Genomic DNA, 24,487 nt, shown 5'->3' on the forward strand with positions numbered 1-24,487 from the left:
TGCTCGCGAAGGCGTAGTGTCAGCTGATATCAATGCTGCCTGACACTACGCCTTCGCGAGCAAGCCCGCTCCCACAGTTTTTGCTACCAGCTGACAGATAATCTCAGGCGTTACCGGCCAGCTTCATCCGCGCCGCCTGGGTGAAATCGAGCATGCGCTTGAGCGGCCGGATCGCCTGCGGGATCAGTGCCGGATCGACAAAGATCTCGTTCGCCCCTTCCTTCAACGCCTTGAGCGTGCGCTCAAGGGTGTTCATGGCCATCCACGGGCAATGTGCACAACTGCGGCACGCCGCGCCGTTACCCGCCGTTGGGGCTTCGATAAAGACCTTGTCCGGGCACAACTGCTGCATCTTGTAGAAAATGCCGCGGTCGGTCGCAACGATCAGCGTCTTGTTCGGCAGGCTCTGTGCCGCCGCGATCAACTGACTGGTGGAGCCCACGGCGTCCGCCAGTTCGATCACCGAGGTCGGCGACTCCGGGTGCACCAGAATCGCCGCATCCGGGTACAGCGCCTTCATGTCTTCAAGCTGCTTGGACTTGAACTCTTCGTGAACGATGCAGGCACCGTCCCACAGCAGCATGTCGGCACCGGTCTGGCGCTGGATGTAGGTCCCCAGGTGCTTGTCCGGGCCCCAGATGATGGTCTCGCCGTTGTCCATCAGGCTTTCGACGATCTCCAGCGCACAGCTTGAAGTCACCACCCAATCCGCTCGGGCCTTTACCGCAGCCGAAGTGTTGGCGTACACCACCACCGTGCGCTCCGGGTGCTGATCGCAGAACGCGGAAAACTCGTCCACAGGGCAGCCCAGGTCGAGCGAACAGGTTGCTTCGAGCGTAGGCATCAGCACGCGTTTTTCCGGGTTGAGGATCTTGGCAGTCTCACCCATGAACTTCACGCCGGCGACGACCACGGTCTTGGCCGGATGGGCGTTGCCGAAACGGGCCATTTCCAGCGAGTCGGAAACACAACCGCCCGTCTCTTCGGCCAGCGCCTGAATGACAGGGTCACAATAGAAGTGGGCCACCAGCACCGCGTCCTGAGCCTTGAGCTCGGCAGCGATGGCAGCACGGTAATAAGCCTCTTCATCGGCAGTCAGCGGCTTGGGCTGTTTGGCGTCGAGGTGGGCTTGAACCAGAAGGCGTTCGGAAATTTGCGTCATGTTCGCAAGACCTGCAGGCGCATTCGCGCGAAAGTCGAGTATACACCCGGCTCCGGACCCTACGGGGTACCGCCGGGAAAGTGAGTATTCATCAGGCACGGACAGCGTTGAAGCTGCGCAAGGCTACAGAATATCCGATGGATGCAAAAGATGATTCTGACCAGGGTGATGAATAGACGCGCCCTGATACAAAGCCTATGGCCTTGATCCTTCGGGAAAAACATTCGCCGTTGCAGTTATCACACAAAACCTGAATGGCTTTGCCACTAACCTGCGCAAGGGCGGATAGAAGGGTGACGCCGATTAAAGGAAACCGCCCAACCGAAACTGGAACAACCAAAGGACTGAACACATGTCGATCCAACGCCTGATCAAAATCATGACCGCCTCAACCTTGCTGCTCACGGTATGGCTGATGCCTTCAACACTCGTCCTGGCCGGCGCTGATCTGAATCCAACCGCGACAACCCGGCATTGTGAAACCCCACCCCTCTGCGCGCGCCTGATCCAGGCAGGCAACAGCACCTGGTCGTATTACGAAAGCGAGCGGCAGGGGCCAACGGTGATCCTGATCCACGGGTTTTCATCAAGCAAGCAAGTCTGGTTCGAATCCGGCAAGGCATTGAGTTCGCGTTTCCACGTCATCATCCCCGACCTCCCGGGCTGGGGAGCCTCCACTGACAATGACCATTCCAACTACGACATCGAAGCGCAAGCGACTCGGCTCCATGACTTTATCCTGGCGCTCGAAGCCGAGAACATCACCCTCATCGGGCATTCAATGGGTGGAGCCATCGCCGGCGTGTATGCAGCCGATCAACCGCAGCGCGTCAGCCGGCTGGTATTGGTAGGCGCGCTGGGGCTGAGCTTCAAAGACAATGATTTCATGCGGGAATTGAATGCTGGAGGCAATCCATTTATCTACGACGATCGTGCAGGCGTCGAACGCACTGCCCGCCTCGTCTATCTGAACCCTCCACAGATGTCTGACCGACAAGTGCAGGAAGCAATCCTTGCCAACCGCGCACAGCGAGCGTTTATCGAATCCACCCTGGCGCAGATTCGCCCCTCCTCGCAATGGCTCGCCCTCGACCACCGGCTGACAAAATTGAACATGCCGGTACTCGGCATCTGGTGTCGCGAGGATAAAGTGATTGATGTCTCGGCGCTGGACACGTTGCGCAACGGTCTTCCTGCCAGTTCAGCGAACGACTCGGTCATCCTTGAAGGGTGCAACCACCTGCCGATGGTCGAACGCCCGGCCGAGACGCTTCAAGCATTGGACGCCTTCATTGCAACGAGTGACTAGTCCAATGCAGCGGTGGCAAGGGCACGTTCTTGCGGGCAAAAAAAAACCCGGAAATCCTCACTTGCGTGGGCCTTCCGGATTTTCTAAACCGCCAAAAATGGTGGGTCGTGTGGGATTCGAACCTACGACCAATTGGTTAAAAGCCAACTGCTCTACCAACTGAGCTAACGACCCGCTGTGTGGTGGCGCGTATAATACTGATTTTTAAGGACTATTCAACACCTATTTTGAAATAAATCAAAAATAAGGGGTTGGATCGCTGATTCCGGCCGCTGCAAAGCCTTCCGCACGCAGTCGGCAGCTGTCGCACTTGCCGCACGCACGGCCTTCATCGTCGGCCTGATAGCAGGAAACGGTCAGCCCGTAGTTCACGCCAAGCTTCACGCCCGCCTGGACGATTTGCGCCTTGCTGAGGTTTTGCAGCGGTGCCTGAATACGGAAGCCATTGCCTTCAACGCCGGCTTTGGTTGCCAGGTTGGCCATGCGCTCGAACGACTCGATGAACTCGGGACGGCAGTCCGGGTAGCCGGAGTAGTCCACGGCGTTGACGCCGATGAAGATGTCCCGTGCGCCGAGTACTTCTGCCCAGCCCAGCGCCAGGGACAGGAACACCGTGTTACGCGCAGGCACGTAAGTCACGGGAATGCCTTCACCGAGCTCCTCTGGAATATCGATGCTGCTGTCGGTCAGGGCCGAGCCGCCCATGCCGTTCAGGTTCAGGCCTATCACCTTGTGCTCGACCACACCCAGGTCCCGCGCCACACGCTCGGCGGCGTACAGTTCGGCGTGAGAGCGCTGGCCGTAGTCGAAGCTCATGGTGTAGCAGCTGTAGCCTTCGGCGCGCGCCATGGCCACGACGGTCGCCGAGTCCAGGCCACCGGACAGCAGGATGACCGCACGTTTTTCAGCAGTATTGAGTTGTTCAGTCATTTCAGCGCCCCGGCTCGTCATTCCATAGATATTTATGCAGCTGCAATTGCAAACGCACTGGCAGGTTGTCCGCCACCACCCAGTCCGCCAGATCCCGGGCATTGAGGTCATGGTGACTTGGCGAGAACAGGACTTCACCGGCGCGTCGGTCCAGACCGTACTGGATCAGCTTGGAAACAGACCAGTCATAGTCCTCTCGCGAACAGATGACAAATTTCACCTGATCGTTGGGCGTGAGCAGCTCGATGTTTTCGTAGCGGTTGCGGTGCGCTTCCTTCGAACCCGGGGTTTTCAGGTCGACAACGCGACTGACCCGGGAATCTACTGCCGAGATATCGATGGAGCCACTGGTTTCCAGTGACACTTCGTAACCGGCGTCACACAAGCGCTTGAGCAAGGGAATGGCGTTGGGCTGTGCCAGGGGCTCGCCGCCCGTGACGCAGACGTAACGCGGGCGAAATCCTGCGACCTGCTCGAGGATGTCGTCGAGCGTGCGAATGGTCCCGCCGGTGAACGCGTAGGCGCTGTCGCAGTATTGGCAACGCAGAGGGCAACCGGTCAGGCGCACAAAAACAGTGGGCAGGCCGGCAGTCCGCGTTTCACCCTGCAACGAGTAGAAAACTTCGGTGATTCTCAATGTGTCTTGCATAGTCGCCACGGGCGTAACAGCTAAACAGGCTGTCCGCCTCCGTCAGGCACTTGAAGGAACCCCGGCAAAGCGCAGGCCCCCAAAAGCGTGTTTCATAAAAAGGGCGTGAATTCTAACGAAAAAACCCGCGACAAGCGCGGGTTTCTTTGAAACGGGTCAAGCAGGCTTACATTTTTTGCAGATCGCGCTGAGCCAACTGAGCGGCGGAAGTGCCCGGATATTGGGAAACCACCTGCTGCAGAATGCCTTTGACTCGGTCGGTATGCCCCAAGCGGCGCTCTACATCAGCGAGCTTGTACAGCGAGTCCGGCACTTTGGCGTGCTTGGGATACAACTGCGAAACCTTGGCAAATGCCTGACCTGCGCCTTGCAGATCGCCTTTGGCCAGGTTCACTTCGCCCAACCAGTATTGGGCGTTGCCCGCGTACTGGCTGTTCGGGTATTTGCGCAGGAATGCGGCAAAAGCCTGACTGGCCTTGTCGAAATCCTTGGCTTTGATCAGGTCGAAGGCAGCATCGTAGTAGAGCTTTTCCTTCGCCGGATCCGCCGGTTCGCTACCAGCGGCCGGTGCCTGGGCGGCAGCTGCCCCTGCACCAGCTGCTGCACCGGGAGCGTTCAAATCGCCACCGGTGGAAGAATTTTCAGGAGTCGCGGCTGGTGCAACGCCGGTTCCTATGCGCCGATCAAGATCCTGATATCGCTCCAGGTTTTCCTGCTTCATGCGCGCTACATCATTTTGCAGAACTTCAATCGCACCTTGCTGGCGCTCGATCTGTTGCTGCATTGATTGCAGTTGGTTGAACAGCTCGCCCTGTGCCGAGACAGGGGCCGAAACCCCTCCCCCGGCATAGGCGCCGTTCGTACCGTAACCTGCAGGCGGATAACTGCTCCCGCTATTGTTATAGCCGGAGTCGTTATCGACCACAGGAACCGCAGCCCACGCCGCAAGCGGCGCGAGGCTGAGAGCCAGAACAGTTACAGCACGACGGCACGTTCGCATGACGAATTACTTACGCAGTTCGACGCGACGGTTTTGAGCCCAGGACTGCTCGTCGTTGCCGGTAGCAACTGGACGCTCTTCGCCGTAGGAAACCAGTTCCAGCTGAGCTGGGGAAACACCTTGCAGTACCAGGTAGCGCTGAACGGCTTTCGCACGACGCTCGCCCAGTGCCATGTTGTACTCACGAGTACCACGTTCGTCGGTGTTGCCTTCCAGAACAACGCGAGCGCCGTTTGCTTTCAGGTCTTTGGCGTGAACGTCCAGAGCGCGCATGGCTTCTGGCTTCAGGTCCGAACTGTCGTATTCGAAGTAGAAAGTGGTGATAGCGCGCAGAGCAGCTTCTTCGCTCAGGGAGCCGTCAACTGCACCAGTGTTTGCGCCGTAACCAGCGTTTGGATCTACCGCGCCTTCACCGGCATTGTCGCCGCCTTTGGACGAGCAACCTACAGCTACAGCCATGGCCAGTGCCAGCGCAGCAAATTTACCAAACTTCAGCATTTCCATCGTGAAACTCCTAATGAACCCCAGTGTGTTAAGTACAACGTATAGCGCCGCGTCAGTTCAGGTAAGGGGACCAGGAAGGTTCTCTGACTTCGCCTTGTGCGGTAGGAAGCGGGAGCCTTACGCGTCCATTGATGGACACGAGCATCAAGACTCCCCGGCCCTGCTGGCGGGTGGCGTAGATTACCATGGTGCCGTTGGGCGCGACAGTAGGCGACTCGTCCAGAGTGCTATCAGTGAGGATTTTTACACTACCGCGCTGCAAATCCTGGGCCGCCACCTTGAAATTGGTGAAGCCATCCTGACGGTGAATCATGACAAGCGTCTTTTCATCGGCCGACAGTTTAGGGTTGGCGTTGTAGTTACCGACGAAAGTCACGCGTTCGGCACCGCCACCACCGGCACTGGTCTTGTAGATCTGCGGTTTGCCGCCACGGTCGGAAGTGAAGTAGATGGTCGAGCCATCCTTGCCCCAGAACGGTTCGGTGTTGATGCCAGGACCGTTGGTGACGCGGCTGATCTGACGCGAACCCAGGTTCATCACATAGATGTCCGGGTTGCCGTCTTTCGACAGTACGAACGCCAGGCGATTGCCATCCGGCGACCAGGCTGGCGCACCGTTCAGGCCTTCGAAGTTGGTGATCTGTTCACGGCGACCGGTGTCGATGTTCTGCATGAAGATGCGTGGACGCTTCTGCTCGAAGGAGACATAAGCGATGCGCTTGCCATCCGGCGCGAAACGCGGCGACAGGATCGGCTCGCGCGACTGCAGCAGGGTCACGGCGCGAGCACCGTCGTAGTCCGAACGTTGCAGGGTGTAGCGAGTGTTGTTCTCGGAGAAACGCTCGGCCGTTACGTACAGCAGGCGAGTCGAGAAGGCACCCTTGATACCCGTGAGTTTTTCGAACGACTGGTCGGAGATGTAGTGCGCCATGTCGCGCAACTGATCGACGCCGCCGGACACGCTGCCGGTCAGCACTTGCTGCTCGGTGGCCACGTTGAACAGTGCGTATTGCACCTGCAGGCGACCGCCCGCCGGCACAATGCTGCCGACCATGACGTACTGGGCACCCAGCGCCTTGAAGTCACGGAAGATGATTTCGCTGGCCTGGCTCGGCTGGCTGATCATGTTCTGCTTTGGAAGCGGCGAGTAGTAACCCGAGTTGCGCAGGTCGTTACCGATGATTTCCGCCATGTCGTCCGGCAGCACGCTACCGCCCTGGAAGCCGAACGGCACGACTGCGATCGGGGTCGCCCGATCGCTGCCGCTGGTAACCAGAATGTTTTTCTCATCTGCCATCGCCATCCCTGCCATGCAGCAGATAACGACCAGCATTCCTCGAAGAAGGTTTCTCACAAGGCTAGATCCTCAGGTGTGAATGTCATCTTGAATGAACGATACGGAGCGAAATCACTCGGCCTCATTCCCTGCATTTCTGTCAAACGTCCAATATTCTTCACCGCTGCAACAGCCGATGCGTCAAACGGACCGTCGCCACTGGACTTGGACACGCTGACCGAAGTCACCGTACCGTCCGGCAACATGCCGATTTGCAACACGACCGTCATGCCTTTGCGTGCCGAAGGTGGACGAGCCCAGCCTTCCGCTGCACGCGCACGAATCAGGTCATCGAAACTGCCGGCGACTTCGTCGCCCTGCTCATCGGCCAAGGCCTGCTGACGCTGCGGCGTGTCTGAAAGCAAATCTGCCAGGGCCTGGGCCTTTTTGTCTTCGGCGGATTTACGCGCCGCATCCTGCGATTTCTTCTTCGCAGCATCGGCAGCAGCTTTCTTCTTCGCTTCCTCGGCGACTTTCTTCTTCGCCTCTTCAGCTTCAGCTTTCTTCTTGGCGTCTTCCGCGGCTTTCTTCTTCGCGTCTTCGACGATCTTTTTCTTGGCTTCTTCAGCGGCCGCTTTCTTGGCCTCTTCTTCAGCAGCCTTCTTGGCTTCTTCTTCAGCTTTCTTCTTGGCTATATCAGCCAATTGTTTCTCTTCTGCCTTCTTGGCTTCCGCGGTTTTCTTCGCATCGTCGGCTTTCTTGGCTTCATCAGCCTTTTTCGCCTCGTCCGCTTTCTTCGCCTCGTCGGCCTTCTTGGCTTCTTCGGCCTTTTGAGCAGCCTCTTCTTTCTTTTGTTCCGCAGCCTTCACCGCTTCCTGCTCGACCTTTTTCTGTTCCATCTGCTCGACTTCGGTCTGACGCGCAGCAGATTTCTGCGCCTCACCGGCAATCTTCTGATTGGTCTGGGTGGTGGCCCGACTTTTCGATTTCAGCTGGTACAAGGTCGCCTGGACAATCGGCTTGGCCGGCGGCAGCTCCGGGGTAAAGGCAAAGCTGACGAACAGCATGCCGAACACCAGCACGTGCAAGCCAATCGCCCAGACACTAGGCCAGAAGTAGCTTTCCGAGGCGGACGGCTCTCGCTGTTGCTGCATCAGGGCGCCTCGGTAATCAAGCCAACATTACCGACCCCGGCTTTCTGCAACCCGCCCATGGCGCCCATTACGGAGCCGTAATCGACACTCTTGTCGCCGCGAATGAAGACCTGGGTACGCTTGCCGCCTTCGTTGCCGACGCGAATGATCTTGGTCACCGCGTCAGTCATCTGCGGCAGGGTCATGGCCCGATCCTGCTGTTTTTCGGTGTCGACTTCGCTACCAAGGTTCCAGTAGTAGGTCTTGTCGGATTTGATGGAAATGGTCAGGACCTGGGTGTTGTTGTCCTGCGGCAAGGCTTCGCTGGAAACCTTGGGCAGATCAACTTTCACGCCCTGATTGAGCATCGGCGCGGTCACCATGAAGATGACCAGCAGTACCAACATCACGTCGATGTAAGGCACCACGTTCATCTCGGCGACCGGCTTGCGCTTTTTGCGAGCTCGAGCGATTAAAGCCATTGGAAATTACCTGCTTATTCTTCGCTGGTGTGCACTTTGCGGTGCAGGATCGCCTGGAACTCGTCGGCGAAGGTGTAGTAGCGGCCCAGCAGGGTTTCACTGCGCGCAGCAAAACGGTTGTAAGCGATAACGGCTGGAATGGCAGCGAACAGACCGATCGCGGTGGCAATCAGTGCTTCGGCGATACCCGGGGCCACAGTGGCCAGGGTCGCTTGCTGGGCGGTCGCCAGACCGCGGAAGGAGTTCATGATCCCCCAGACCGTACCGAACAGACCGATGTACGGGCTGACGGAACCAACGGTGGCCAGGAAGGGCAGGCTCTGCTCAAGCTTTTCTTCTTCACGGGAAATGGCAACGCGCATGGCACGCGCCACGCCTTCCATGACCGCTTCCGGATCAACGCCTGACTGCTGGCGCAGACGGGAGAATTCCTTGAAACCGGCACGGAAGATTTGTTCGACACCCGAATCAGGGTCCGGATTGCTGCCGGCCTGACGGTACAGCTTGGACAGGTCGATACCCGACCAGAAGCGCTCTTCAAAGCTCTCCAGGGCACGTCGACCGGCGCGCAGCAGGTTGCTGCGCTGAAAGATCATGATCCACGAGGTCACCGATGCGGCTACCAGGATCAGCATTACCAGTTGCACCACGATACTGGCATTGCTGACCAGGCTCCACATGGAGGAATGGTCGACGACGTTAGCTTCCACGCTTTATCTCCTGCTTTGAGTGTGTACCCGCGCCGCTCACGTCGGCAAAGGCCGCTCGTAGAGCTTCGGGAATGGCCCGGGGTTTTAAACTTTCAGTGCGCACACAGGCCACCAGAAACTGCCCTTCGCAGAGCAGTGCATTATCCGTTGCTCGCCTGACCTGCTGCTTGAAGCGCAGGCTGGCACGGTTCAATTCGATTACTTCAGCGCTTACCAGCAGTTCGTCGTCCAGTCGCGCCGGCGCGTGGTAGCGCGCTTCGCTGGAATGCACGACGAACAACAGGTCCTCCCCTGCCAGCTGCGATTGGGCAAAGCCCAGATCTCGTAGCCGCTCGGTTCGAGCCCGTTCCATAAACTTGAGGTAATTAACGTAATACACGATGCCGCCCGCATCGGTGTCCTCGTAATAAACGCGACAACGATGTGCGAAAGGCTCAAGCCCGTTTTGCGCGCGCATACTCTAGTGCTTACTCCTCAGGTTGCCAATCCGGCATGGCAACTGTTTTTCATTGTTCTGCGGCTTTCACGTGAAAGTACGGTCCTGGGACCCTACATTGCCCGAAAAAATCAGCACGCAATGTTAATTAATCGTCAGCGGCTTCAAGAAACTCGTCTACCACGGGCATTTCGCCCAATCGTGACGGAATGTTTAAGCCGAAATGCAGGTAGGCATGCCGCGTCACCACCCGCCCCCGTGGCGTGCGCATGATGTAACCCTGCTGGATCAGGTAAGGCTCCAGCACGTCTTCGATGGTGTGACGCTCTTCACTGATGGCGGCAGCCAGGCTGTCGACCCCGACTGGCCCGCCGTCGAACTTCTCGATCATGGTCAACAACAGACGCCGGTCCTGGTGATCGAAGCCACGTTCGTCGACATCCAGCAGGTTCAGCGCCAGGTCGGCAATCGGCTTGGTGATATGCCCCTTGGCGCGAACTTCGGCGAAATCACGCACCCGGCGCAGCAGCCTGTTGGCGATCCGTGGCGTGCCACGGGCACGGCGGGCGATTTCGAAGGCGCCTTCCGGGTCCAGCGGCAAACCGAGGATGCTCGCCGAACGACTGACAATCGTCGACAAGTCGGCGTTATTGTAGAACTCAAGACGCTGAACGATGCCGAAACGGTCACGCAACGGGTTGGTGAGCATCCCCGCCCGCGTCGTTGCGCCCACCAGGGTGAACGGCGGCAGATCCAGCTTGATCGAACGCGCGGCCGGCCCTTCGCCGATCATGATGTCGAGCTGGAAATCCTCCATGGCCGGGTACAGCACCTCTTCAACGATGGGCGACAGGCGATGGATCTCGTCGATAAACAGCACATCGTGGGGTTCAAGGTTGGTCAACAGCGCCGCCAGGTCACCGGGGCGCTCCAGCACCGGCCCCGAGGTGCTCTTGATCGATACGCCCATTTCCTGGGCGATGATGTTGGCGAGGGTGGTCTTGCCCAGGCCGGGCGGCCCGAAGATCAGCGTGTGATCCAGGGATTCATTACGACCGCGCGCAGCCTGAATGAACAATTCCATCTGCTCGCGAACGGTCGGTTGGCCAATGTACTCGGCCAGGCTGACCGGGCGAATGGCTCGGTCCTGGACTTCTTCGCGCTCACGCGGGCTGTGCGTGGCAGCGATCAGACGATCAGCTTCAATCACTTAGATCATTCCCTTCAAGGCGCGGCGGATCATGTCTTCACTGCTCAAATCTTTCTCCTTGATCGCAGACACCGCCTTGCTCGCTTCCTGGGGCTTGTAGCCCAGGGAAATCAAGGCGCTGACGGCGTCAGTCTCGGCAGTGTTCACCGGGGCCGGACCGTCCGGCTGGTTCGGCACCAGGGCGAACATGGCCGGTACGGTTTCCCAGGCCTTGAAGCGATCCTTGAGTTCCACCAGCAAACGCTCGGCGGTTTTCTTGCCGACGCCCGGGACCTTGGTCAGCGCCGACGTGTCCTGTGACTGTACACAACGAACCAGTTCGTCGACTTCCAGGCTCGACATCAAGGCCAGGGCCAGTTTCGGCCCGACGCCATTGAGGCGGATCAATTCACGAAAAAAATCGCGCTCACGCTTGCCGACAAAACCATAGAGTAACTGTGCGTCTTCGCGTACGACCAAATGCGTGTGCAAGGTTAGCGGCTCACCAACCGACGGCAAGCGGTAAAGGGTCGTCATGGGCACTTCAAGTTCATAGCCCAGGCCATTTACATCCAGGATCAGATGGGGAGGCTGCTTCTCAGCCAGGGTGCCGCGCAAACGTCCAATCACGTTACAAATCCTTGAGCGTTGGCCAGCTCATGGCCAGCGACTGATAGAGCGAGGAATACCGCCGACAACACAGGCGGAATGCCCTCACTCCATGAAAATGATTGCTGATGCTATCAGAGACGCAGGCGCCCGCCACGACTGCGTGCAGCTCCCAGACCATGGGGCAACAGACTGGAACGGGTATGAGCGTGGCAGATGGCAATGGCCAGGGCATCCGAAGCATCGATCTGCGGTTTGCTGGTGAGTTTGAGCATGTGCATGACCATCATCTGCACCTGTTCCTTGTTGGCCGCACCGGTGCCGACGACCGCCTGCTTGACCTGGGTTGCAGTGTATTCGGCAATTTCCAGGCTTTCCTCGGCTCCCGCCACGATCGCGGCACCACGGGCCTGCCCCAGTTTCAGGGCGGAATCGGCGTTACGGGCCATGAACACCTTTTCGATCCCCATGGTCACCGGGTGGTAAGTCTGGATGATCTCCCGCACTCCGCGATAGACAATCTGCAGTCGCTCATGCAACTCGCCGGCACCGGTGCGGATACAACCGGAGGCAACGTACTCACAGCCACGGCCGGTATCGCGAACCACACCGTAACCGGTGATGCGCGAACCGGGGTCGATACCAAGAATTAAAGTCATAACGCCTGCGGGTTAAGAAAAAACACGATCTTCAGCTCAGCGAAAAATAAATGTGGGAGCGGGCTTGCTCGCGAATGCGGACTATCAGACAACATCGTTGCTGAATATTAAACCGCTTTCGCGAGCAAGCCCGCTCCCACATGGGACATTGTTGCCCTTTAGCCGAGCTGTGCGGCCACCGACTCCGGAATCTCCGCGTTGGAATAGACGTTTTGCACGTCATCCAGGTCTTCGAGCATATCGATCAGCTTGAGGACTTTCTCCGCACCTTCAAGATCGAGCTCGGCGCTGGTGGTCGGCAACATGACGATTTCCGCGTCATCACCTTTGAAACCCGCCGCCTCCAGTGCGTTACGCACGGAATAGAACCCGGCAAACGAGGTGAAAACGTCGATCGAACCGTCTTCGTTGGTCACCACGTCATCGGCGTCGGCTTCCATGGCAGCGTCCATCAGTGCGTCTTCGTCAACGCCGGCAGCGAAGGAGATCTGCCCCTTGCGCTCGAACAGATAGGCCACCGAACCGTCAGTCCCCAGGTTGCCACCGCACTTGCTGAACGCGTGACGAACAGCGGCTGCGGTGCGATTACGGTTGTCGGTCATGCATTCGACCATCACCGCCACGCCGCCCGGACCGTAACCTTCGTAGGTCAGTTCGACCACGTCGTCCGTGTCGGCAGCGCCGGTTCCGCGGGCGACGGCACGATCGATGATGTCGCGGCTCATGTTCGCACCCAGGGCCTTGTCCAGGGCCAGGCGCAGACGCGGATTGGAGCCTGGATCACCACCACCCTGACGGGCAGCGACGGTCAGCTCACGAATCCACTTGGTGAAGATCTTGCCCCTCTTGGCATCCTGACGTTCTTTGCGGTGCTTGATGTTCGCCCACTTGGAATGACCTGCCATAACTCGCTCCGAATTCTCTTTGAAACATTGCCCGCCGCGCTGCATTGCGCCGGCCAGCAAACAAAAATCTTGAACTGCTCTGCCTATAAAGGAAAGGGCGCATCCACAGATGCGCCCTTCAGGTCAGCCTTACTCGGCCTTAGGCGTTTCGCGCAGACGAATGTGCAGCTCGCGCAATGCCTTGGCATCCACCTGGCCCGGCGCCTGAGTCATGACATCCGCCGCGCTCTGGGTTTTCGGGAAGGCGATCACTTCACGGATCGACTGGGCGCCGGTCATCAGCATGACCAGACGGTCCAGACCGAAGGCCAGGCCACCGTGCGGCGGCGCGCCGTATTTCAGGGCATCGAGCAGGAAGCCGAATTTCTCTTCCTGTTCCGCTTCGTTGATACCCAACAGACGGAACACCGACTGCTGCATCTCTTTACGGTGGATACGGATCGAACCGCCACCCAGTTCGGTACCGTTCAATACCATGTCGTAGGCACGGGACAGAGCGGCAGCCGGGTTGGCCTCCAGCTCTTGCGGGGTGCACTTCGGCGCGGTGAACGGGTGGTGCAAGGCGGTGAAGCTGCCGTCGTCGTTTTCTTCAAACATCGGGAAGTCGACGACCCACATTGGTGCCCACTTGCAGGTCAGCAGGTCCAGGTCGTGGCCAAGCTTGATCCGCAGCGCGCCCAGGGCTTCGCTGACGATCTTCGCCTTGTCGGCGCCGAAGAACACGATATCGCCGTCGACCGCACCGACGCGATCGAGGATCACGTTGAGGTTGTCTTCAGGGATGTTCTTCACGATTGGCGACTGCAGGCCTTCAACGCCCTTGGCACGCTCGTTGACCTTGATGTACGCCAGGCCCTTGGCACCGTAGATGCCGACAAACTTGGTGTAGTCGTCGATCTGCTTGCGCGGCATGCTCGCCCCGCCAGGTACGCGCAAGGCGGCGATACGGCATTTCGGGTCGTTGGCCGGGCCGCTGAACACCTTGAAGTCGACTTCCTTGAGCTGATCGGCCACGTCCACCAGTTCCAGCGGGTTACGCAGGTCTGGCTTGTCGGAACCGTAGCGGCGCATGGCTTCTTCGAAGGTCATGTGCGGGAACTCGCCGAATTCCAGGCCCAGCACTTCCTTGAACAGGTTGCGGATCATTTGCTCGGTCAGGCCCATGATCTCTTTTTCATCGAGGAAGCTGGTCTCGATGTCGATCTGGGTGAATTCCGGCTGACGGTCGGCACGCAAGTCTTCGTCACGGAAGCACTTGGCGATCTGGTAGTAACGGTCGAAGCCGGCCACCATCAGCAGTTGCTTGAACAGCTGCGGCGATTGCGGCAAGGCGAAGAACGAACCGGCATGAGTACGGCTCGGCACCAGGTAGTCGCGTGCGCCTTCCGGGGTGGCACGGGTCAGGATCGGCGTCTCGACGTCGAGGAAGCCGTTCTCGTCCAGGAAGCGGCGGATGCTGGTGGTCATGCGCGAGCGCAGACGCAGCTTCTCGGCCATTTCCGGGCGACGCAGATCGAGGAAGCGATAGCGCAGGCGGGTTTCTTCGCCGACGTCGGAGAACTCGTTCAGCGGGAACGGCGGGGTTTCCGACTCGTTCAGCACTTCCAGCTCGTAGCCCAGGACTTCGATCATGCCCGACGCCATGTTGGCGTTGGTCGCGCCGGCCGGACGCAGGCGAACCTTGCCGGTGATCTTCACGACGTACTCGCTGCGCACGCGATCGGCAGCGGCGAAGGTTTCAGCACGGTCCGGATCGAACACGACCTGGGCCAGACCATCACGATCACGGATATCGAGGAAAATCACCCCACCGTGGTCACGGCGACGGTGGACCCATCCGCAAAGGGTAATTTCCTGGCCGTCCAGGCTTTCGTTCAGTTGGCCGCAATAATGGCTGCGCATCATGGTCGTGGTTTCACTTCTCGTAATTCGAAATTCGGTGGAGATCCTGCAGCAGCCCCGCCTTTTAAAAAGTCGTCGGGTGATGCAAGAGCACGCGTGTCGTTCAACTCAGGTTCCAGACCTTAGTCAGCTTTGTCGCCGCCGGCCAGGTTCTTCTTGGAACCGGTCTTGAAATCGGTTTCGTACCAACCCGTGCCGCTGAGGCGGAAGCCCGGCATGGACAGCAACTTTTTAAGCTCTGGCGCCTGACAGGCAGGGCAGTCGACCAGCGGTGCATCGCTGATCTTTTGAATGGCTTCCAACTGATGACCACAGGAAGCACATTGATAATCGTACATCGGCATGGAGGTTGTCTCGGCGATCAGATTGCTACCGCAAACGCAGGGTTTTGCGGCAAAGAGCGGGATTATATCCATTAAATGCGGCCTGTGCAGCCGTAAGACTGCACAGACCGACACTCTGCTGTTTTCGCCGTCCAGACTAGGCCGTGGCGATGCAACCCCCTTCCTTGAGACTGTGCACGACACAGACAACCCGCACCAATCCACTGAAGTTCCTTACCCCGCCGTGACGCAAGTGAACTTCGCGATCCACATGAGACAACAGGTTGTTGACCGAGCAACCATTGGCCCGCGCCATCCCCCCCAAAATATCCCAATAAACCTGCTCGAGCCGCAAACAGGTGGCGAAGCCATTCAATCGTACGGAGCGGGACAAGGGCTGGGCCAGCCCCATATCGAACTCGCGAACAAACGGATCAACCTTTACATCCTTGTGCGAACCGTATCGCCCCTCTTCCTGCCTTTCATAAACCATAACGCTGACACTCCTTTGCCATCCTGGTTTTTAAGAGCAACTGCCTGTCGACTAATAAAAACGCAGGTGCAAAGGTATATCCAGACGACTTTCATGACCCTCGACGTAGGATAAGCCAACAACTATTGGCAGACCCTGGAGAACGTCCTACTCCGGATATTTTCCCACACTGCGAAGCGATACCCCCTTCAGAAGCACCTTATGGAATGGCGTAGGAAAGAAGAGCGCGAACAACACTTCAAGGTGCCTGGCAAAACCCGCCGTTGTGCCGCAGCCCCGGAACTTCGGGCAATCCGCGGCAAATCCCCCTCCCAAAAGAGCCGCCGGACGCCCTGATTTGAGTAGCCTGCGGCTTTGCTGTTAAATAGACAGCGTGTCGCCAGTGCCCATTTTTACCGGGCTCGGCGCATAGGCTGATACCGGGTACGTGTCCAACGCCTCTTTATTATCTTGAAGCGAACCGTGCGCCATCAGCTCTTCCTTGTGAGCTGTCTTAACGTGAGTTAATCAAAATGTTGAAAATCGTCCATCTGTTGATAGGCGCAGCGGCCTTGCTGCTGTCCTTCATCCCTAGCCTGCAATCCGAAGCCTTACCTTACCTGCAACAACCCGACGCGCTGTACCTGGCCTTTTTCGGTCTGCTCAACCTCACACTTGCGCCTGTCATCCCTTACTGGAACAAAGGCCCGCGTCACCAACTGCAAAACCTGGTCAGCGCCCTGCTGGTTCTGAGCGTGGTCCTGCAGACCCTGACGCTGATCGCACCGATGCCCGTCATCGCCGGTCAACCCGCCGTACTGTTCAGCCTGGTCGCTGCCCTGATCGCCGTTACCCTGCACCTGGGCATCAGCTTCTACAAGTCGTCACCAGCCGCCACCTCGCCAAGCTACGACATGAGCAACCGCGATACCGGCACCGTCAAGTGGTTCAACACATCCAAAGGCTTCGGCTTTATCTCCCGCGACTCCGGTGACGATATCTTCGTCCACTTCCGGGCCATTCGCGGCGAAGGCCACCGTGTCCTGGTCGAAGGCCAGCGCGTGGAGTTCTCCGTCATGAATCGTGACAAGGGCCTGCAAGCCGAAGATGTGATCGCCGCACTGCCGCGCCGCTGATTCAAGGCTAAAAAAAACCGCGCACAGCCGAGCTGTCCGCGGTTTTTTCATGCCTGCGACACTCTTAATAGTGCGGCGGCGGCGCCTCTTCTTCGAATGACTCGAACTGCCCGACCATTTCCTCCTGCCGCTTGAGCAGCGCAGCCATTTGCAGCTGCAGGCGCTCGACCACCCGCTGCTGCGCCACCAGCACATCGTTCAACGCCTGGATGGTGTCATCCTGAAACGCCAGACGGCTTTCAAGCTCGGTAACGCGCTCTTCCAGGCTCATGCTTCAGCCCTCCAGAAACGTAAATTCATCGGTCAAAATCAAGCGCAAACGTTCGCGAATCGCGGCGATCTGCTCCGAACTGTAGGGTTTCGCCGGATGTTTACCCCAAACCGGCGCTGGCCAGGCGGCATCTTCGCGCTTGCGCACTATCACATGCATGTGCAACTGACTCACGACATTGCCCAGCGCCGCCACATTCAACTTGTCCGCATCGAACGCGTCCTTGAGCACTTGCGACAGCACTGTTGTTTCCTGCCAAAGCTGTTGCTGCTCTGCGACATCCAACTGAAATATCTCGCTGATAGCCTCGCGACGAGGTACCAGGATGAACCAGGGATAGTTCGAATCGTTGGACAGCAGCAACCGGCAGAGCGGAAAGTCCCCGATCGGTAACGTGTCTTGTTGAAGTCGTGGATCTAAAGTGAACACTGCGCGTACTCCCGCCGGGCCATCATTTTTCAGCTTAGCGCCCATCCAGAGGGACAGCGCACCAAGCGACCGGACGGCAGCATACCTGCGAACGGCGCAGGCTTCACGGCGAACCTTGCATCGAAGCCACGAGCGCCAGTGGAAATCTGACAGCCGCCCCCGAATGGGACAATTTTCGCTGCCGCGCACCTTTACAGAACCGAACGTCAGGCAACAAACGCCGAAATGACTGATCAACAAGGAAAAGTTCGCTTCAGGCAAGCAGCCGACAGAGATGAATTCAGTACAGGGCTAAAATTTTTTGCACCAAAACCGCACAGTGGGTCTACGCTGAACGCTTCGACATCCGCCATTTACTCAGTGGTGGGGTGAACCGGTAACATTTTTGGTTGCCAGACTGTCGACCAGAAGGCCGCAACATGATGTCAGGCAAGGCGTCAAGCCCAAACCAAAAGCGCTTGAACCCCCCGGTTTTATGAGGTTTTTACAGCACCTGGCAGCCAACAAGAAAAAAATCGAAAAAAAGACGATTTTGTGCACGCTTGTTGCATTCATACCCAACATCGCCCGAGTCGCACCCGCTGGAAGCGGAGGCCCTCAGGCAAAAAAAACAGTGGCAAGGTAGCCCGATGGAGATTCAAACGTTTCACCAGGACTCTTTTTACCGACGACAAGGCGCAAAAAACAGCATTAAAGTTGTCCGCCCGGTTGCGTCGGAGCTGGAAATTTGCGACATCTACCACGCTGTTTGCGACAGGGTCGTAAAGAAGGCGAAAGGTTAGATGCGCAAGTATCGCCAACATTGTCGGCGTGATATAAGTTTGCGCCGACACAAAAAGAAAGAGCCGCCCAGATAATAAAACAGGTGGGACGGCAGTACTCTTCTAAAACCAAAGGAGCAAATCACGATGCGCGTGATGAAGTGGAGCATGATCGCACTGGCAGTTGCAGCAGCAGCCAGTACCCAATTGGCTACGGCCGCCCCTTTCGTAAGTGACCAGGCTGAAGCCAAAGGTTTTGTTGAAGACAGCACGCTGAACTTGCTGGTTCGCAACTACTACTTCAACCGTGATAACAAAGACGGTGGCCGTGACCAGAAAGACTGGACCCAGGGCATCTGGGCTAACTACAGCTCCGGTTACACCCAAGGCCTGATCGGTGTCGGCGTTGATGCGTACGGTTACCTGGCAATCAAGCTGGACGGTGGTGACGGCACTAGCGGTACCGGCAACATGAGCCGTAGCGACACCGTTAACGCCAACGGTTCTCGCGATGTCAACGACAGCCAGGGTAAAGCCGGTGGCGCCGTTAAATTCCGCGTTTCCAAAACCGAGCTGAAAGTCGGCGACATGCAGCCAAGCACTTCCCCAGTGTTCGCTGTGGGCGGCTCCCGTATCCTGCCGCAAACTGCCAGCGGTATCCAACTGCAGAGCAGCGAGATCAAAGACCTTGACCTCGAGGCCGGTCACTTCTACTCGGGTAGCAGCCAGGACAAAAACGCCCGTGACGGCGACCTGTTTGCAACCTACGCCGGCGTTTCCGCCAACAAGATCGACTACTTCGGCGGCAAGTACGGTTTCACCGACAACCTGAGCGCATCGCTGTACGGCGCCAAGCTGGAAGACATCTGGAACCAGTACTACGCCAACCTGAACTACACCATCCCGTTCACCGACACCGAGTCGCTGAACCTGGACGGTAACATCTACAACACCAAAGACACTGGCGATGCCAAAGTCGGCGATATCAGCAACACCACGTTCTCCCTGGCGGCTGCTTTCTCGTTCCTGAAAGCACACACCATTACCCTGGGCTTCCAGAAGGTCAACGGTGACACTCCGTTCGACTACATCGGTATTGGCAAGAACAACCGTGGCGGCGACTCGATCTTCCTCGCCAACTCCATCCAGTACTCTGACTTCAACGCTCCGAACGAGAAGTCTGCCCAGGTTCGTTACGACCTGAAAATGGCCGAGTACGGCGTTCCAGGTCTGAGCTTCATGACCCGTTACGTTAAAGGTTGGGACATCGACGGTACCAACACTCCAGCCAACAGCGCTTACGCTGGTCTGTACGGTGCAGATGGCAAGCACAACGAAACCAACTTCGAAGCCAAGTACGTTGTTCAGTCTGGCCCGGCAAAAGACCTTTCCTTCCGTATTCGTCAAGCATGGCACTTCGCTAACGCTGACGAAGGTGAAGGCGACGTGAAAGAGTTCCGTTTCATCGTCGACTACCCGCTGTCGGTTTTGTAATCGCATCCAGTTAGTTTGCGGTAACAAAACAAAAGGCCCATCTTCGGATGGGCCTTTTTTGTTGGCTCTCGCCTGACTGCTTTAACGACCTGCCCCTTACAGAACATGCCTGACCAAAGAGTCAGACATTGTTCAAATGACCTGTTACTGCACCGCAGACTCCTGAACCACACGAATAACCCGCTGTGGAAACGGAATATCGATACCGGCCTCTCTCAGGCGATCACGGGATAGTTCGTTGAACATGAACAACACATCCCAGTAATCGGCAGTCTTTACCCAGACACGAAGCGAAAGCGTGATCGAACTGTCACCCAGGGTAGAAACAACTGCCTGTGGTTCCGGATCTGTCAATACTCGCGGGTCCCTGGCCAATTCCAGTAAAACTTCACGGGCTTTCTGAAGGTCCGCTTCGTAATCAACGCCTACATCAAACACGACTTTACGAGTCGGCTGACGGTTTGTGTTAGTGATGATGCCATTCGACAGATTGCCGTTCGGCACGATGATGGTCTTGTTGTCACCAGTACGCAGTACGGTATGGAAAATCTGGATGCTGTCGACAGTACCGGCGATACCCTGAGCCTCGATCCAGTCGCCGATGCGAAACGGACGGAACAGCAAAATCAGCACGCCACCGGCGAAGTTCGCCAGGCTGCCCTGCAAGGCCAGGCCAATGGCCAGGCCTGCCGCACCAATCGCCGCCACAAACGAAGTGGTTTCCACACCGATCATCGAGGCCACGCTGACGACCAGCAGGATCTTGAGGATGATGTTCGCCAGACTGCTGATAAAGCCTTGCAGCGCCAGGTCGGCATTACGTAATGCAATCAGGCCGCCGAGCTTTTTCGTGACCTTGTTGATCAGCCACCAGCCGATGGCCAGGGTGATGACCGCCAGCAGTACACGGCTGCCGTATTCCATGATCATCGGGATCCAGCTTTGGGATACCTTGACCAGATTGTCTACCTCGGCATTTAAGTCCATCTACATTCTCCTGTTTTCCGGCTACCCGGCATGCGTAAAAAAGCGGCAGAAAGATCTAACCGCGACGGGCTCGATCGTTTCTGCCGTTGCTGGGGTCTGCGACGTCGCAAACGCCAGGAGGTTCCCGCTTTCAAGATCAGTCGCGGAAGTTGTTGAACTGCAGCGGCATACCGAATTCCTTGGCCCGCAGCACTGCAATGGCTTCTTGCAGGTCATCACGCTTTTTACCGGTGATGCGAACCTGCTCGCCCTGAATGGCCGCCTGGACCTTTAGCTTGGCATCTTTGACATGAGCGACGATTTTCTTCGCCAGCTCCTTGTCGATGCCTTCCTTGAGGACGGCGTCCTGCTTCATCAGTTTGCCCGACGCGAACGCGTCCTTGACTTCAAGGCACTGCACGTCGATTTTGCGCTTGACCAGCGCCAGCTTGAGGATCTCAATCATCGCTTCGAGCTGGAAATCCGCTTCGGCGGTCAGGTTGACGGTCAGGTCTTTTTCCTTGAACTCGAAGCTGCCTTTGCCTTTCAGGTCATAACGACGATCGAGTTCCTTGACGGCGTTCTCGACCGCGTTGGTGACTTCGTGTTTGTCCAGTTCGGATACCACGTCGAACGACGGCATGTAATCTCTCCAAATTTAAAGGCGCACTGATGGAGCACGCCTGGCTTGCGGTTAAAATCCGCGCTGATTATAACGGGTCTTTCCCATCATTCACTGCGAGCTGCCGATGCACGCCTTAAACAGAGCAAAAAGCTGATGTCCACCACCTGGCATGTACTGGGCGCCGGCAGCCTCGGCACATTATGGACGACACGTCTGGCACGGGCTGGCGTGCCGGTCAGGCTGATCCTGCGGGACACCGCGAGACTGCAGGCCTATGAGGCGGCCGGTGGATTGACACTGGTGGAACACGGCGAGGCACAACACTATGCCGTGCCCGCCGAGACAGCCGACAGCCCGCAACCGATCCACCGCCTGCTGGTGGCGTGCAAAGCCTACGATACCGAAAGTGCGGTGGCTCGATTGGCGCCACGCCTGGCCCCAGGCGCCGAACTGATCCTGCTGCAAAATGGCCTGGGCAGTCAGGACGCGGTAGCCGCACAGGTTCCTCAGGCACGCTGCATCTATGCCTCGAGCACAGAAGGCGCCTTCCGCGATGGCGATTGGCGGGTGGTGTTTGCCGGGCATGGCTTCACCTGGCTGGGGGATGCGAGCCATCCGGTGGCGCCGATCTGGCTCGATGACCTGAGCGCTGCCGGCATTCCCCACGAGTGGAGCACGGAGATTCTGACCAGGCTGTGGCGCAAACTCGCCCTCAACTGTGCGATCAATCCGCTGACGGTGCTGCACGATTGCCGCAACGGCGGTTTGCAGCAACATCAATGCGAGGTCGCCACCCTGTGCGGCGAACTGGCGGAGTTGCTTGAGCGTTGTGGTCAGCCGGCAGCCGCCGAAAACCTGCAGCAGGAAGTCGAACGAGTGATTCACGCCACCGCAGCCAACTACTCCTCGATGCATCAGGACGTCACGAGCCAGCGCCGCACGGAAATCAGCTACCTGCTCGGTTACGCCTGCAAAGTGGCCGGGCGTCATCAACTGAACCTGCCTCACCTCAATCAACTTGAGGCAAGGTTGATCGCTCGCCTGCAAAGCCTTGGATTGCCCAGCGACTGAGCAGCGGCTACGCTGGCCACTTGTTCCTTGCCTGCGATGAATCCGATGCCATTGCGCCAGCGCCTTGAAAACCTGCCCGTCGGCCAGAAACTGCTGGCCGCCCTGCTGGTACTGATGGTCACCGTCCTGCTGGTTGCGAACCTGACCTTTATCAGTGCCGCCTACTACATCTCCCAGGAAAGCATGGCGCCCCAGGCTCTGCAGACCATCGGCCGCCTGATATCCAACCCGACCCTGGCCTCCGAAGCCCTGGCGTCACCGCAAAGCGCCGAGCGCCTGCTCAATGAACTCAACAGCTATTCGCCGTTGCGCGCGGCGGCCCTGTATGACGGAAAGGGTGAGCGATTGGCGCAATTGCAGCATGGCGACAACCTGGAACTGCCGAAGCGTTTCCGGCATATCGAAGACTGGCAGGCCACCGAGTTTCGTACCAACCAGGTCATCCCCCTGGCCCGCACCGGTGCGGCACCAGGGCACCTGTTGTTGGTGGCCACGAGCGAACTGCCAGTGGCGTTCTACACCGGGACCCTGACGGCCAGCCTGGGGATTCTGATCTTCAGCGTGCTGCTGTGGCTGATCATTGCCCGCCAGATCAAGCGCTTGATTACCCGGCCGATCCACCAACTCGAGGAATTGTCCCGGCAGGTAACCCGTGAAGAAAACTATGCACTGCGTGCTTCGCGCGGAAACCACGATGAAATCGGCAGCCTCGCCGAGGCGTTCAATACCATGCTTTCGCGGATCGAGGCCAGGGAGCAGCAACTCAAGCGGGCCAGGGACGACTCCCAGGCAGCCTACGACCAGGCCCAGGGTCTGGCAGAGGAAACCCGCCATACCAACCGCAAACTGGAGCTCGAAGTCCAGGTGCGCAGCAAGATCGAGAAAAAGCTCACCGGTTTCCAGAACTACCTCAACAGCATCATCGACTCCATGCCGTCGGCGCTGATCGCACTCGACGAACAGCTCTACGTGACGCAATGGAACCAGGAGGCCAGTGCCCTGTCCGGCACGCGTCTCGATGAAGCCCTGAACCAGCCTATCTTCCTCGCCTTCGAACCGCTCAAGCCGTTCTTGCCGCAACTCAAGGAAACGGTCGAGCAGCATACGGTGGCCAAGATCGAACGTGTCACCTGGCTCAAGGACGATGAGCCCCGCCACTACGCCCTGACTTTCTACCCGCTGATGGGCGGTGCCGGGCGTGGCGTGGTAATCCGGATCGATGACATCACCCAGCGCCTGTCTCTGGAAGAGATGATGGTGCAGTCGGAGAAAATGCTTTCGGTGGGTGGTCTGGCCGCCGGCATGGCCCACGAGATCAACAACCCGCTGGGCGCGATCCTGCACAACGTGCAAAACATTCGCCGGCGCCTGTCACCCGATTTGCCGAAGAACCTCGAAGTGGCTGAACAGGCCGGCATCGAACTGACGACGGTCAACCAGTACCTGCAAGTTCGCGAGGTGCCACAGTTGCTCGACGGCATCCAGCAGGCAGGTGCCCGGGCGGCGAAAATCGTCACCCACATGCTCAGCTTCAGTCGTCGCAGCACCCGCCAGATGGCCCCTTGCGACCTGCCCGCCCTGATCGACCAGGCGGTGGAGATCGCCGGTAACGATTTCGACCTGGCGATCGGCTTCGACTTCAAGGGCCAGGCCATCATTCGTCAGTTCGATCCCGCGCTGGGACCGGTCCCCGGCACCGCCAACGAACTGGAGCAAGTGCTGCTCAACCTGTTGAAAAACGCTGCGCAAGCCATCCACCAGCGCGAAGATGACAGCGAGCCTGGACGGATCATTCTGCGCACCAGGCTCAACCCGCCATGGGCGGAAATTCAGGTCGAGGACAACGGCATCGGCATGAGCGAAAGCGTGCGCAAACGGACCTTCGAACCATTCTTCACCACCAAGGAAATCGGCCAGGGCACCGGGCTTGGCCTGTCGGTGTCGTACTTCATCGTCACCAATAACCACAAAGGGCAGATGGAAGTGCAATCGACGCTTGGCCAAGGCACCTGCTTCACCTTGCGCCTGCCCCTGGCGAGCACGCCGCCTGTCTCGCAACAACTCAATCTGCTATCGAGGTAACC

At 58.1% G+C, this 24,487-nt stretch carries 26 protein-coding genes and 1 tRNA gene; 5 read left to right on the plus strand and 22 right to left on the minus strand.

Annotated features, from left to right (window positions below; all coding sequences use genetic code 11):
• Positions 1 to 103: 103 nt before the first annotated feature.
• On the minus strand, positions 104 to 1,162 hold the full coding sequence (gene nadA / locus KGB29_RS02990) for a quinolinate synthase NadA (protein ID WP_007995624.1): 1,059 nt from the start codon (positions 1,160 to 1,162) through the stop codon (positions 104 to 106).
• A gap of 352 nt (positions 1,163 to 1,514) precedes the next feature.
• Between nadA and KGB29_RS02995 the strand changes: the two genes are divergently transcribed.
• Positions 1,515 to 2,471 carry an alpha/beta fold hydrolase gene (locus tag KGB29_RS02995; RefSeq protein ID WP_150813299.1) on the plus strand — a complete coding sequence of 319 codons (957 nt, stop codon included), beginning with the start codon at positions 1,515 to 1,517 and terminating at the stop codon, positions 2,469 to 2,471.
• Positions 2,472 to 2,569: 98 nt separating this feature from the next.
• Here the strand turns inward: KGB29_RS02995 and KGB29_RS03000 are convergent.
• From KGB29_RS03000 to KGB29_RS03080, 17 genes are all read right to left on the minus strand, one after another.
• Positions 2,570 to 2,645 (minus strand) — tRNA-Lys (locus tag KGB29_RS03000).
• A gap of 63 nt (positions 2,646 to 2,708) precedes the next feature.
• Positions 2,709 to 3,401: a 7-cyano-7-deazaguanine synthase QueC gene (queC, locus tag KGB29_RS03005; protein ID WP_090457445.1), complete on the minus strand. Its 693-nt coding sequence runs from the start codon at positions 3,399 to 3,401 to the stop codon at positions 2,709 to 2,711.
• A gap of 1 nt (position 3,402) precedes the next feature.
• Positions 3,403 to 4,050 (minus strand): 7-carboxy-7-deazaguanine synthase QueE, encoded by a 648-nt coding sequence (gene queE / locus KGB29_RS03010; RefSeq protein ID WP_053155342.1) that lies wholly within the window; start codon positions 4,048 to 4,050, stop codon positions 3,403 to 3,405.
• 166 nt (positions 4,051 to 4,216) lie between these two features.
• Positions 4,217 to 5,050, minus strand: coding sequence for a tol-pal system protein YbgF (gene ybgF / locus KGB29_RS03015; RefSeq protein ID WP_102670353.1), 834 nt, complete (start codon positions 5,048 to 5,050; stop codon positions 4,217 to 4,219).
• 6 nt (positions 5,051 to 5,056) lie between these two features.
• Entirely contained in the window at positions 5,057 to 5,554 is a 498-nt protein-coding gene (gene pal, locus KGB29_RS03020) for a peptidoglycan-associated lipoprotein Pal (protein ID WP_003178634.1), read from the minus strand.
• Positions 5,555 to 5,606: 52 nt separating this feature from the next.
• Complete coding sequence (tolB, locus tag KGB29_RS03025; RefSeq protein ID WP_167362903.1) at positions 5,607 to 6,887, minus strand: Tol-Pal system beta propeller repeat protein TolB; 1,281 nt, start codon at positions 6,885 to 6,887, stop codon at positions 5,607 to 5,609.
• A 17-nt stretch (positions 6,888 to 6,904) separates the two neighbouring features.
• Complete coding sequence (gene tolA, locus KGB29_RS03030; protein WP_218543249.1) at positions 6,905 to 7,984, minus strand: cell envelope integrity protein TolA; 1,080 nt, start codon at positions 7,982 to 7,984, stop codon at positions 6,905 to 6,907.
• Complete coding sequence (gene tolR, locus KGB29_RS03035; protein WP_162135951.1) at positions 7,984 to 8,436, minus strand: protein TolR; 453 nt, start codon at positions 8,434 to 8,436, stop codon at positions 7,984 to 7,986. Before tolR ends, tolA begins: the two co-directional genes overlap by 1 nt.
• 23 nt (positions 8,437 to 8,459) lie before the next feature.
• Positions 8,460 to 9,155: a protein TolQ gene (tolQ, locus tag KGB29_RS03040; RefSeq protein WP_007897030.1), complete on the minus strand. Its 696-nt coding sequence runs from the start codon at positions 9,153 to 9,155 to the stop codon at positions 8,460 to 8,462.
• Positions 9,145 to 9,612 carry a tol-pal system-associated acyl-CoA thioesterase gene (gene ybgC, locus KGB29_RS03045; RefSeq protein WP_057713518.1) on the minus strand — a complete coding sequence of 156 codons (468 nt, stop codon included), beginning with the start codon at positions 9,610 to 9,612 and terminating at the stop codon, positions 9,145 to 9,147. Before ybgC ends, tolQ begins: the two co-directional genes overlap by 11 nt.
• Before the next feature lie 127 nt (positions 9,613 to 9,739).
• Positions 9,740 to 10,801: a Holliday junction branch migration DNA helicase RuvB gene (ruvB, locus tag KGB29_RS03050; RefSeq protein WP_057713517.1), complete on the minus strand. Its 1,062-nt coding sequence runs from the start codon at positions 10,799 to 10,801 to the stop codon at positions 9,740 to 9,742.
• On the minus strand, positions 10,802 to 11,410 hold the full coding sequence (gene ruvA / locus KGB29_RS03055) for a Holliday junction branch migration protein RuvA (RefSeq protein ID WP_008052450.1): 609 nt from the start codon (positions 11,408 to 11,410) through the stop codon (positions 10,802 to 10,804).
• A gap of 113 nt (positions 11,411 to 11,523) precedes the next feature.
• A complete protein-coding gene (gene ruvC / locus KGB29_RS03060) occupies positions 11,524 to 12,048 on the minus strand; it encodes a crossover junction endodeoxyribonuclease RuvC (RefSeq protein ID WP_008015799.1) in 525 nt (174 codons plus the stop codon).
• Positions 12,049 to 12,206: 158 nt separating this feature from the next.
• Positions 12,207 to 12,953 carry a YebC/PmpR family DNA-binding transcriptional regulator gene (locus KGB29_RS03065; RefSeq protein ID WP_150813301.1) on the minus strand — a complete coding sequence of 249 codons (747 nt, stop codon included), beginning with the start codon at positions 12,951 to 12,953 and terminating at the stop codon, positions 12,207 to 12,209.
• A 129-nt stretch (positions 12,954 to 13,082) separates the two neighbouring features.
• Positions 13,083 to 14,858 carry an aspartate--tRNA ligase gene (gene aspS / locus KGB29_RS03070; protein ID WP_150813302.1) on the minus strand — a complete coding sequence of 592 codons (1,776 nt, stop codon included), beginning with the start codon at positions 14,856 to 14,858 and terminating at the stop codon, positions 13,083 to 13,085.
• Between the two features lie 119 nt (positions 14,859 to 14,977).
• On the minus strand, positions 14,978 to 15,199 hold the full coding sequence (locus KGB29_RS03075; protein ID WP_032829812.1) for an FmdB family zinc ribbon protein: 222 nt from the start codon (positions 15,197 to 15,199) through the stop codon (positions 14,978 to 14,980).
• Between the two features lie 136 nt (positions 15,200 to 15,335).
• The gene (locus tag KGB29_RS03080) at positions 15,336 to 15,671 is read right to left on the minus strand and encodes a ribbon-helix-helix domain-containing protein (RefSeq protein ID WP_150813303.1); all 336 of its coding nucleotides are present in this window, start codon (positions 15,669 to 15,671) and stop codon (positions 15,336 to 15,338) included.
• Positions 15,672 to 16,183: 512 nt separating this feature from the next.
• On the opposite strand from KGB29_RS03080, the gene KGB29_RS28695 reads away from it, so the two are divergent.
• Positions 16,184 to 16,786, plus strand: coding sequence for a cold-shock protein (locus KGB29_RS28695; protein WP_057713515.1), 603 nt, complete (start codon positions 16,184 to 16,186; stop codon positions 16,784 to 16,786).
• Between the two features lie 64 nt (positions 16,787 to 16,850).
• Here the strand turns inward: KGB29_RS28695 and KGB29_RS03090 are convergent, their stop codons facing one another.
• Both KGB29_RS03090 and KGB29_RS03095 read right to left on the minus strand, forming a co-directional pair.
• Positions 16,851 to 17,057: a SlyX family protein gene (locus tag KGB29_RS03090; protein WP_008052459.1), complete on the minus strand. Its 207-nt coding sequence runs from the start codon at positions 17,055 to 17,057 to the stop codon at positions 16,851 to 16,853.
• A gap of 3 nt (positions 17,058 to 17,060) precedes the next feature.
• Complete coding sequence (locus KGB29_RS03095; protein WP_150813356.1) at positions 17,061 to 17,486, minus strand: HIT domain-containing protein; 426 nt, start codon at positions 17,484 to 17,486, stop codon at positions 17,061 to 17,063.
• A 908-nt stretch (positions 17,487 to 18,394) separates the two neighbouring features.
• On the opposite strand from KGB29_RS03095, the gene KGB29_RS03100 reads away from it, so the two are divergent.
• A complete protein-coding gene (locus tag KGB29_RS03100) occupies positions 18,395 to 19,741 on the plus strand; it encodes an OprD family porin (protein WP_150813304.1) in 1,347 nt (448 codons plus the stop codon).
• Positions 19,742 to 19,885: 144 nt separating this feature from the next.
• Here the strand turns inward: KGB29_RS03100 and KGB29_RS03105 are convergent, their stop codons facing one another.
• Entirely contained in the window at positions 19,886 to 20,728 is an 843-nt protein-coding gene (locus KGB29_RS03105) for a mechanosensitive ion channel family protein (protein ID WP_057713512.1), read from the minus strand.
• A 136-nt stretch (positions 20,729 to 20,864) separates the two neighbouring features.
• Positions 20,865 to 21,350: a YajQ family cyclic di-GMP-binding protein gene (locus KGB29_RS03110; RefSeq protein ID WP_007990750.1), complete on the minus strand. Its 486-nt coding sequence runs from the start codon at positions 21,348 to 21,350 to the stop codon at positions 20,865 to 20,867.
• Between the two features lie 135 nt (positions 21,351 to 21,485).
• Between KGB29_RS03110 and KGB29_RS03115 the strand changes: the two genes are divergently transcribed.
• Together KGB29_RS03115 and KGB29_RS03120 are read left to right on the plus strand one after the other, a co-directional pair.
• Positions 21,486 to 22,403 (plus strand): putative 2-dehydropantoate 2-reductase, encoded by a 918-nt coding sequence (locus KGB29_RS03115; protein WP_150813305.1) that lies wholly within the window; start codon positions 21,486 to 21,488, stop codon positions 22,401 to 22,403.
• Positions 22,404 to 22,448: 45 nt separating this feature from the next.
• Positions 22,449 to 24,485, plus strand: coding sequence for a sensor histidine kinase (locus tag KGB29_RS03120; RefSeq protein WP_150813357.1), 2,037 nt, complete (start codon positions 22,449 to 22,451; stop codon positions 24,483 to 24,485).
• Positions 24,486 to 24,487 lie beyond the last annotated feature (2 nt).

The organism is Pseudomonas sp. BF-B-30, from assembly GCF_019956305.1.
Taxonomy (GTDB): domain Bacteria; phylum Pseudomonadota; class Gammaproteobacteria; order Pseudomonadales; family Pseudomonadaceae; genus Aquipseudomonas; species Aquipseudomonas jessenii.

Bases quoted from the DNA above. Each gene is read 5' to 3' on its own strand.
- aspS (WP_150813302.1), bottom strand. From the start codon at position 14,858: ATGATGCGCAGCCATTATTGCGGCCAACTGAACGAAAGCCTGGACGGC.
- KGB29_RS03080 (WP_150813303.1), bottom strand. From the start codon at position 15,671: ATGGTTTATGAAAGGCAGGAAGAGGGGCGATACGGTTCGCACAAGGAT.
- KGB29_RS03115 (WP_150813305.1), top strand. From the start codon at position 21,486: ATGTCCACCACCTGGCATGTACTGGGCGCCGGCAGCCTCGGCACATTA.
- pal (WP_003178634.1), bottom strand. From the start codon at position 5,554: ATGGAAATGCTGAAGTTTGGTAAATTTGCTGCGCTGGCACTGGCCATG.
- KGB29_RS03120 (WP_150813357.1), top strand. From the start codon at position 22,449: ATGCCATTGCGCCAGCGCCTTGAAAACCTGCCCGTCGGCCAGAAACTG.
- tolA (WP_218543249.1), bottom strand. From the start codon at position 7,984: ATGCAGCAACAGCGAGAGCCGTCCGCCTCGGAAAGCTACTTCTGGCCT.
- ybgC (WP_057713518.1), bottom strand. From the start codon at position 9,612: ATGCGCGCGCAAAACGGGCTTGAGCCTTTCGCACATCGTTGTCGCGTT.
- KGB29_RS03090 (WP_008052459.1), bottom strand. From the start codon at position 17,057: ATGAGCCTGGAAGAGCGCGTTACCGAGCTTGAAAGCCGTCTGGCGTTT.
- KGB29_RS03075 (WP_032829812.1), bottom strand. From the start codon at position 15,199: ATGCCGATGTACGATTATCAATGTGCTTCCTGTGGTCATCAGTTGGAA.
- KGB29_RS02995 (WP_150813299.1), top strand. From the start codon at position 1,515: ATGTCGATCCAACGCCTGATCAAAATCATGACCGCCTCAACCTTGCTG.
- KGB29_RS28695 (WP_057713515.1), top strand. From the start codon at position 16,184: ATGTTGAAAATCGTCCATCTGTTGATAGGCGCAGCGGCCTTGCTGCTG.
- KGB29_RS03065 (WP_150813301.1), bottom strand. From the start codon at position 12,953: ATGGCAGGTCATTCCAAGTGGGCGAACATCAAGCACCGCAAAGAACGT.
- KGB29_RS03100 (WP_150813304.1), top strand. From the start codon at position 18,395: ATGCGCGTGATGAAGTGGAGCATGATCGCACTGGCAGTTGCAGCAGCA.
- tolB (WP_167362903.1), bottom strand. From the start codon at position 6,887: ATGCTGGTCGTTATCTGCTGCATGGCAGGGATGGCGATGGCAGATGAG.
- KGB29_RS03105 (WP_057713512.1), bottom strand. From the start codon at position 20,728: ATGGACTTAAATGCCGAGGTAGACAATCTGGTCAAGGTATCCCAAAGC.
- queE (WP_053155342.1), bottom strand. From the start codon at position 4,050: ATGCAAGACACATTGAGAATCACCGAAGTTTTCTACTCGTTGCAGGGT.
- queC (WP_090457445.1), bottom strand. From the start codon at position 3,401: ATGACTGAACAACTCAATACTGCTGAAAAACGTGCGGTCATCCTGCTG.
- ybgF (WP_102670353.1), bottom strand. From the start codon at position 5,050: ATGCGAACGTGCCGTCGTGCTGTAACTGTTCTGGCTCTCAGCCTCGCG.
- ruvC (WP_008015799.1), bottom strand. From the start codon at position 12,048: ATGACTTTAATTCTTGGTATCGACCCCGGTTCGCGCATCACCGGTTAC.
- KGB29_RS03110 (WP_007990750.1), bottom strand. From the start codon at position 21,350: ATGCCGTCGTTCGACGTGGTATCCGAACTGGACAAACACGAAGTCACC.
- nadA (WP_007995624.1), bottom strand. From the start codon at position 1,162: ATGACGCAAATTTCCGAACGCCTTCTGGTTCAAGCCCACCTCGACGCC.